Source organism: Microbacterium sp. MYb45, from assembly GCF_002979655.1.
GTDB lineage: Bacteria > Actinomycetota > Actinomycetes > Actinomycetales > Microbacteriaceae > Microbacterium.
The window spans coordinates 303,546-311,710 of sequence record NZ_PCPG01000002.1 but is presented as its reverse complement, the minus strand read 5'-3'; the positions used below and the strand labels follow the sequence as shown (position 1 = coordinate 311,710).

The following is an 8,165-nucleotide window of genomic DNA, read 5'->3' as shown; positions in this document are numbered from 1 at the left end:
GCAGATGCGGGATCGGAACCGGGCGTCCGGCACGGCTCGGCGAGTGGAACCTCGGCACCCCGGTGCGGGCGCGGGTCTTCGCGACGCTCGCGAGAGTCGCCCGCACCGGGGTGCCGAGGTAGAGGCCGAGCGAGGCGCCGGACGCCAGACCGATGCCGATCACTGCGGCGTCGATGAGTGATCCGCCGGCGACCAGCATCCCCGTGGACGTCCCGGTGGCGTGCACCATCTCCAGCAGGCCCTGGAACACGGCGACACCGGGAACGAGGGGGACGATGGCCGCGGTCGTGACCGCGACCGACGGGACGTGCAGGTTGCGGGCGATGAGCATCCCGAGGAAGCTCGCGAGCAGAGCGCCGACCGCGCTCGCCGCAGCCGGGTGCAGGTTCAGCGCCACCGAACCCGAGTAGCCCGCGAGGGTCACCGCACTGAGCAGCGCGCTCACCAGGATGATGCGGATGCCGGCGCCGTTGAACACCGCGACGGCGATCGCGATGATGATCGCGCCGACGAACTGGTTCAGGATCGGGCCGAACGGTGCCGGGCCGTCGGGGAGGTCCATGGTGAACCCCAGGACGCTCCCGAGTTCCAGGCCGACGAGGATGCCGATCACCACACCGAGGGTCTGCATCGTGAGGTCGAGGATGCGCCCGCCGGCGGTGAGTGCGAAGCCGTCGATCGCATCCTGTGCCGCGCCCACCACGGTGAGACCGGCCAGCATCAGCACGATGCCCGAGGCGACGATGATCGACGGACGGATTCCGACGAACGGCTCGATCCCCGCCGAGCCCAGCGCCGAGACGACGACCGCCACGACGGTGGTCACGAACCCTCCGGCGATCTGGCTGAAGAACAGCGGCACCCGGAGCCGGGCGAGACCCGCCTGGGTCAGGGCCGCGCACAGGGCGGCGACGAACGTGAGTCCGACGATGATCGGGGAGGCGCCGAGCATGATGCTTACGCCGACGGCGAGCAGGGCTCGGGCGACGATCACGACCGGCTGCTGATAGCGGAACGGGACCCGGCGGATCGCTCGGAAGGTCGTGCGGGCGGATTCGAGGTCGAGCCCACCGTCGATGTCGGCGACCAGGGCCTGCACCCGCTGCAGCTTCGCGTGATCGGGGGCGGTGACCCGCACGACGCGCACCAGCGTCTCGGGCCAGACCTCGCCGCTCAGGTGGAACGACACCGTGATCGAGTTGTAGGTGACGTCGACCTGCACGCCCTTCATCCCGTACGCGTCGCAGACGCGGGTGATGGCCAACGTCACCTCATGGGCCGAGGCGCCGACCGCGAACATCGACTCCCCGATCCTCGTCGCCAGGTCGAGCACCCGGGGCACCGTGCGCTCGTCGATGACGGGCAGGACCTCGGTGTGCGCGACCGTGGAGGGGTCGGTGTGCAGCAGGCGGCGCACAGCGGAGAGCAGCGGCCGGCGGGGTGTCGCGGACATAACGTCCATTCTCCCGGACGAGGACCGCCGATCGAGGTGATCGAAGGCTCTGCTTTCGAAGCGGATGCCGAATACCGTGCGGATCGTCGCTCCTGCAACCCCTACGGCGCGCGCTTAGCGCACCGCTGCCGCGGCTGTAAAGGGGAGCGCGCTGTGGACGGTGCGCACGTATCGTTCCAGAGTGCCGAACTCCGCCCGACCCGATCACGACGTCCTCTGGGCCTGCGTCGAGGAGGGCTTCCATGTCGGAAGCCGCCGCGGCGACTTCCTCGGATACATCGACAGGCAACCGGACGGAGGGTATCGCGCGTTCGATGCCCGGTCACGGCCCCAGGGTGACTTCCCGACGTTGCCGGCGGCCACGGCCGCGGTGGAACAGCTGATGGTCGAGTCGTCGCCCGAGTTCCATGACGGTGAGCAGGGGGTGGCGTTGTGAGCACGAAAGCCGACACCGGTCTGGTCTCGCTGGTCTACACCAGCACTGCTTCCCAGCCGTTCCGTGAATCCGCACTCGAGCAGCTCCTCACCGTGTGCCGGCGTCTCAACGATGGGCGTGCCATAACCGGCATGCTCCTTCATCGAGACGGGCGCTTCATCCAGGTGCTGGAGGGGGATCCGGAGACCGTCGCGGACCTCGTCGACGTCATCCGCGACGACTCCCGACACCACGACCTGCGCGTGCTCATGCAGGAGTCGATCGCCGAGCGCCGCTTCTCGGACTGGACCATGGGGTACCGGGTGCTGCATCGCGGCGAGAGGCGCCCCGAGGGTTACCGGGACTCGTTCGCCGACCTGGACGCCGGCTCAGATGTGGACACCCTCGTCCGGGCGCTGACCGAGCTCACCCTCTGGTTCCGGGTGCGCGCGGGGGATCGGTCGGTCACTGCCGAAGCTGTGGCGAGTCCGGGGCGGTTCGGGGAAGCGACGGCCTGAACGACCACGAACGGGCGCGAGCGAGCCGTCTGCCGCGGTCTCAGTCCTGCGCGAAGATCTCGGGGTGCGCGCCGATGAGCTCGGCCTGCTCCGTCCACGAGAGGCCCACGATGCTCAGCACCACCCGCACGACGGTCGAGTCCGCGTCGGTCGTGGTGAGCCGCAGCTCGCGCAGGGTGGCCCGCGCCGTCTCCTCGATGAGGAAGGCGAGCAGCTCGGCCGGCATGTCTGCACGGAACGCCCCGGAGTCCACGCCGGCCCTCGTCAGATCGCGGATTCGTCGGCGCAGCGGCGCCAGGGCGAGCACGGTGTCGGTCAGATGCGCATCATCGAGGGCGATGTTGGCCGACGCGCGGACGGCCGAGGCCTCCCGCCACAGCCGCGTCGCCATCCGCGCCAGCGTGACGCGGGGGTCGGATTCGTCGGTCGCCTCGGCGATCGCGTTGAACCGCTGTGCGCCGACGGCGATCACCTCGCGCAGCAGGCTGTCGCGGTCGGCGAAGTGGCCGTAGACGGACCGACGCGTGAGGCCGGCGGCCTGGGCGATCACGTCGAGCGACGCCGTGGGGTTGGTCGCGAGCACCGACTGCGCCGCGCGCAGCAGGGCCTCGCGGTTGGCGAGCGCATCGCGCCGACGCCGGGGATTCGGTGCGGTCACTTCATGGTCCTTTCGCGGAGACACAGGAGTCACGACATCAACTTGGTCGACGCGAGTGCGTCGACGAGCTTGCGGTTGTACGTCATCAACGGGCGACGGAGCACGAGACCGAGGAGCAGCGCGGGGATGATGAACAGCGCGAGCGCGCCCAGCGACCACCAGAAGTCGCCCTGGTAGACGCCGGCGATCGCCGATCGCACCATGTTCACGGCGTAGGTCGCGGGCAGGAACGGGCTGATGCTCTGGAACCAGTCGGGCAGCAGCTGCAGCGGATACGCTCCGCCCGAACCCGAGATCTGGATCACCAGGAGCAGCACCGAGAGCGCCTTGCCCGCGTTGCCGAACGCGACCACGGCCGTGTAGACGATGAGGGTGAACACGGTCGAGATCGCCCACCCGGCCAGGATCAGCAGGAGCGGATGCGCGGGTTCGACCTGGACGAAGAGGATCAGCCCGAGGGTCAGCAGCGTGCTCTGTGCGAGACCGACCAGGCCGAAGATGCCGTAGCGGCCGAGATACTTCTGCGTCGGGGTGAGTTCGGGGCGATCGGGGAGCGTCTCGGCGTTCACGTCGACGCGGATCGTCACGGTCATCAACAGCGCACCCACCCAGAGGGCCAGGATCATGTACAGCGGTGCCATGGCCGCGCCGAAACCGGCCACGGGGAACACCGCGGTGCGGTCCACGCGCACGGGTTCGGCGAGGGACGTGGCGAGCACGCCGGGGTCGGCGCCCATCAGCTCACTGAGATCGCCGGTGTCCGCGGCCTTCGTCATCGCCTGCTGCACGGTGTCGAACCGGTCGGCCAACGAGTTCAGCGATGCCGACAGCTGCGTCGTGGCCTCCTGTGCGCGCGACAGGGTCGACTGCACGGAATCGGATGCTCCGGAGAGGCCGGACGTGATACCGGAGAGGTCGGAGCGGATCGCCGAGACGTCGGAGCCGATCTGCGTGAGGGTCGACGAGAGGGAGTTCAGCTGTGCCTTCAGCCCGTTGTCGTACGTGCTCCGTGCGTCCGTGATCGCCTTCTTCGCCGCGGCGATCGCGGCGGTGATCTCCTGATGCGAGCTCTGCGCCGAGTCGTTGCCGGCCGCGATCTCGGTCGCCGCGGTCTGGAGGCGCTCCTGCAGGGCCTGCTGCCGGGCGATGGCCTCATCGAGCCGACTGATCACGGCGTCGAAGTCGGGCTGCGCGGATTCGGGAAGGTTCGGCCCGACCTCCGTCTCCAGGGTGTTCTTGACCGCGGAGTACTGGTCGATCTGCTGCTGCACGCGGTCCGCGAGCGTGGTGATCGCCTGCACCTGGCTGCCGCTGAGCGAGTCGGCCCCGGCGTACAGTTCGTCGATGCGCTGACCGACGGCGTCGTAGCTACTCGCCGTCGCCGCGAGCGCATCCGTCAGGGACTGGGCGGCCGTCTGCAGGGTCGACTTCAGTGTGCCCGCCGCGTCCACCCCGCTGCCGAGCGCGCCCGAGGTGTCGGTGAACGCGTCGCCGGCCGAGCCGACCAGGCCCGAGGCGCTGTCGAGCAGGGGCCGGCTCGCCTCGAGCAGAGCCGTGAAGGTGTCGGCCGTGTGCGCCCCGGACCGCAGCTGATCTCCCACGCTCCCGAGGCGGGCCTCGATGCGGGTGAGCGCTGCCTGCGTGTCCTCATCGGTGAGGTAGTCCGACATCGACGAGACGAGGCCGAGAGCCACGTCGCCGAGCGTCTGGGCGAAGGTGTCGCTGATCGCGGACGAGACCCCTTCCGCGCCCTGTCCGGTGATCTTCGGCGCCAGAGCGTTCTTCTTCTCGTTCGTGTAGAGCGCGATGTGCGTGCGGTCGCCGCCGTCGGCGTAGAACGTCAGCATGTCGGCGCTGAACGTCTCGGGCAGCACGATCGCGGCGTAGTACTCGCCGGACTTCGTCCCGTCGATCGCGTCGTGCTCATCGGTGATGACCCAGTCGAGCTGGTCGTTCCCGCGAAGCTGGGAGAGAACCTGTTCGCCGACGTTCACGCGGATCGGCACGAGGTCGCTCTCATACCCGGCGTCGGTGCTCGCGACCGCGATCTTCAGGTCCTTCGTGTTCGCGAACGGATCCCAGCTGGCGATGACGTTGAACCAGGTGAACAGCGACGGGATGACGACGAGGCCGAACAGGACGATGCACGCCATCACGTTCTGGGTCGCGTGCCGCACGTCGCGGGCCGTCAGGTGCAGGATGTCCCTCATGCGCGGTCCTCCCCTTCTGCGGTCCGGTGTTCGTCTTCGTCGGTGAGTGGTTCTTCGTCCGCGAGATCTTCTTCTGTCTGCTCGGCGTCGTCCTGCTCGGCGGTCGGCCCGGCATCCGGTCCGATAAGGGGTTCCGCTACCGTCTCCGTCTCCGGATACGGCTCCGTGTCCGTCTCCGGGTACGGCTGCGTGTCCGTCTCCGGCTCGAACCACTCGGTGAGCAGGGCATCGGCCTCGGCGCCGGCGGCCGGAGCATCCGGGGCCTCGGGCGCCTCCGCCTCGGTCGTGGCGACCGGTGCGTACCGGACCGTGCCGAGCGGCCCCTCCGCTGAGGAGGGCATGACCGCGTCACGGCCGGCGGGACCGACGAGGGCGAGCTCACGCAGCTCTGCGTCGTCGAGGGCCGCGACCTCCGCACCGTTCTCGAAGCTGTGCTTGATGTACTCGATGGCCACCAGGAATCCGATGACGAGGAGGATCCAGAGCGTCCACAGTCCCAGCAGCAGCGCCTTCGATCCGGGAAGCGCCCAGGTGATGACCCCGAGCACGACGAGCCCCGCGACCCCCGTGAGCACCGTCGCCTTCAGCAGCGCCGGATAGCGGCGGGTGAACGGCTCGGCGCGGCGAGCGAGGTCTTCGCGGTACTCCCCGCGGTTCGAGAGCGCTCGGATCACGTCGGTGAGCCGGTATCCGCTGCCGACGACCTGCACCTTTTCGCCGATGAGGAGGTCGGTGGCGAGGACCTGCCGGTTGAAGAGCAGGGTGAAGTTCGCGAGCCGGCGGCGGAGCACGAGCCCGATGAGGAACGCCAGGGCGACGAACACGGCGAGGGCGCCCAAGTACCGCCAGTAGTGGCCGTCGTAGAACCCGCCGATCGTCTCGCGCATCGCGTCGATGCCGTACGAGAACGGGAGGAGCGGGTAGATCGCCCGGAAGAATCCGGGCATCAGCTCGATCGGGTACAGCCCGGATGCTCCGGGGATCTGCATGATGACCAGCAGGATGCACAGGCCGCGGCCGACGTGCCCGAACGCGACGCAGAGGGCGTAGATGATGCTCACGTAGGCGAGGGCGATGAGCACGCCGGTGCCGAGGAAGGCAGCGGCGCTGACGGTCTGCACGCCGATGATCAGGTTTCCGGTGCACACGATCAGCGCCTGGCCGACGGCGAGCGTCGCGAAGAGGAAGAAGCGGCCGAAGTAGGCCTCGCGCACGGTGACGCCCTCGACGCCCTCGGTGTCGACCTCGACGCGGAAGATCACCATGAGCACGAAGGCGCCGATCCACAGCGACAGGTTCGTGAAGAGCGCCGCCATCGCCGACCCATAGGTGTCGACGGGGAACACCAGGTGCTCGTCGACCTCGACGGGGGAGGAGATGAACTGGGCGATCTGCTCGGGCTCCAGGTCGGTCAGTGTGCCCAGCAGACCCCATTCGGATGCGGCGTTGAGGGCGACGACGTCGGTGCGCGAGGTCTGCAGCCCCTGCTCGATGCCGGCGAGGTCGCCGTCGAAGCTCTCCAGTGCCGACGAGGTGGCCACGAGCTGAGAGTCCAACCCGCCCAGCAGCTGATCGGCTTCGGCGAGCACGCCCTTCTGCGCATCCAGCGCCGCCGACAACGATCCGACGCTCGACGACAGCTGCGACATCGCGCTGTTCAGCGAGGGGACGGTGCGGGTGAGGATGTCGCGCATCGCCGACGACGCATCCCTGGTGTCCTGCATCGCCTTGTCGACCGCGTCGGCCGTCGCCTGGACGGAGCCCACGGTGTCGGATGCGCTGGCCTTGAGGTCCTTCAGGTCTGCGAGCAGCTGCTGGTCGGTGGCGTTGCGCTGCTGGAGCGAGGCGATGACCTCGGTGAGCTGCTGCTTCGTCTCGTCGCTGAGGTCGGTGTCGTCCACGAGCGCCTGCAGACGGGCGGCGGCCGCTTCGTTCGCCTCGATCACGTTCGAGACGTCGTCGATCCCGGCGTCGATGCGCACACCCGCCTGCTCGAGGCTCTGGGTGAGACGGGTGATCGAGACGTTCGCCTTCGACGACGCATCGGCGAGCAGCGTGGTGCCCTGGAGGAACGCGGTGGTGGCGCTGTCGGTGAAGGCGATCACCTCCTTCTGCGTCTCGGCGATGATCGACTGCGTCTGGTCGAGCGACTTCTGCACATCGCCGAGCGTCTTGTCGACGTCGCCGAGCGTGCTCCGGGCGGAGGCGAGCGTGCCGCGAGACGAGGTCAGCCCGTCCTGCGTCTCGGCGAGGTTCTCGCGCGCCGACGAGATGGTCTGCGCCGCCTGGTCGAACGCGTTGAGGGTGTTGTCCCTCGCGTTCAGCAGCCGCAGCTCGGTGGAGTCGCCGACGTCTTTGAGGGCGTTTGTCGCGGCGAGTGCCACCTGCTCCTTGAAAGCGGTGGTGACCTGCTTGTCGAGTTCGGATGCGCCGACGTCGGTGATCTTGGGCGCGATCGCGCCGGCCTTCTCGTTGACGTAGTACTCCAGCGCCGGCTGGGTGAAGTCGCCGCTGGTGATGCTGACCAGGTCTTCGCTGAACTGCGCGGGGATGACGATGGCGGCGTAGACGTCGCCCTTCTTCACGGCCTCCTGAGCCTCGTCCTCGCCCATGAACGTCCAGCCGAGCTGGTCGTCGTCCTCGAGCTGCGCGGTCACCTGCTCGCCGATGTCGATGTGACCGGTGAGGTCGGAGGTGGCGCCCTCGTCGAGATCGACCACCGCCACGCGGATGTTCGCGGTGTTCGCGTAGGGGTCCCAGAACGCGTTGATGTTGAACCACGCGTACAGGGCCGGGGTGATGAGCACCCCGATGATGATGATCCAGGCTTTGGGTACGCGGGAGAGTCTCTTGACGTCGCGCTTGTAGACCCGCCAGCTCTGTTTCACAGGACGAGTTTACACAATACGTG

At 68.6% G+C, this 8,165-nt stretch carries 6 protein-coding genes; 2 read left to right on the top strand and 4 right to left on the bottom strand.

Features of this window, described 5'->3' with window-relative positions:
• The coding region (locus CQ034_RS07890) for a threonine/serine exporter ThrE family protein (RefSeq protein WP_258134132.1) at positions 1-1,453 on the bottom strand (1,453 nt) is incomplete at its 3' end.
• A gap of 181 nt (positions 1,454-1,634) precedes the next feature.
• Between CQ034_RS07890 and CQ034_RS07885 the strand changes: the two genes are divergently transcribed.
• Together CQ034_RS07885 and CQ034_RS07880 are read left to right on the top strand one after the other, a co-directional pair.
• Positions 1,635-1,889, top strand: coding sequence for a hypothetical protein (locus CQ034_RS07885; RefSeq protein ID WP_105710589.1), 255 nt, complete (start codon positions 1,635-1,637; stop codon positions 1,887-1,889).
• Positions 1,886-2,386 (top strand): BLUF domain-containing protein, encoded by a 501-nt coding sequence (locus CQ034_RS07880; RefSeq protein ID WP_258134131.1) that lies wholly within the window; start codon positions 1,886-1,888, stop codon positions 2,384-2,386. Before CQ034_RS07885 ends, CQ034_RS07880 begins: the two co-directional genes overlap by 4 nt.
• 40 nt (positions 2,387-2,426) lie before the next feature.
• Here CQ034_RS07880 and CQ034_RS07875 read toward each other — a convergent pair whose 3' ends face one another.
• Genes CQ034_RS07875 through CQ034_RS07865 form a run of 3 tightly spaced genes read right to left on the bottom strand, consistent with a single transcriptional unit; the run spans position 2,427 to position 8,142 of the window.
• On the bottom strand, positions 2,427-3,044 hold the full coding sequence (locus CQ034_RS07875; RefSeq protein WP_029262150.1) for a TetR/AcrR family transcriptional regulator: 618 nt from the start codon (positions 3,042-3,044) through the stop codon (positions 2,427-2,429).
• 29 nt (positions 3,045-3,073) lie between these two features.
• Positions 3,074-5,254 carry a YhgE/Pip domain-containing protein gene (locus CQ034_RS07870; RefSeq protein WP_105710588.1) on the bottom strand — a complete coding sequence of 727 codons (2,181 nt, stop codon included), beginning with the start codon at positions 5,252-5,254 and terminating at the stop codon, positions 3,074-3,076.
• The gene (locus tag CQ034_RS07865; protein ID WP_258134130.1) at positions 5,251-8,142 is read right to left on the bottom strand and encodes a YhgE/Pip domain-containing protein; all 2,892 of its coding nucleotides are present in this window, start codon (positions 8,140-8,142) and stop codon (positions 5,251-5,253) included. Before CQ034_RS07865 ends, CQ034_RS07870 begins: the two co-directional genes overlap by 4 nt.
• Positions 8,143-8,165: the final 23 nt, after the last annotated feature.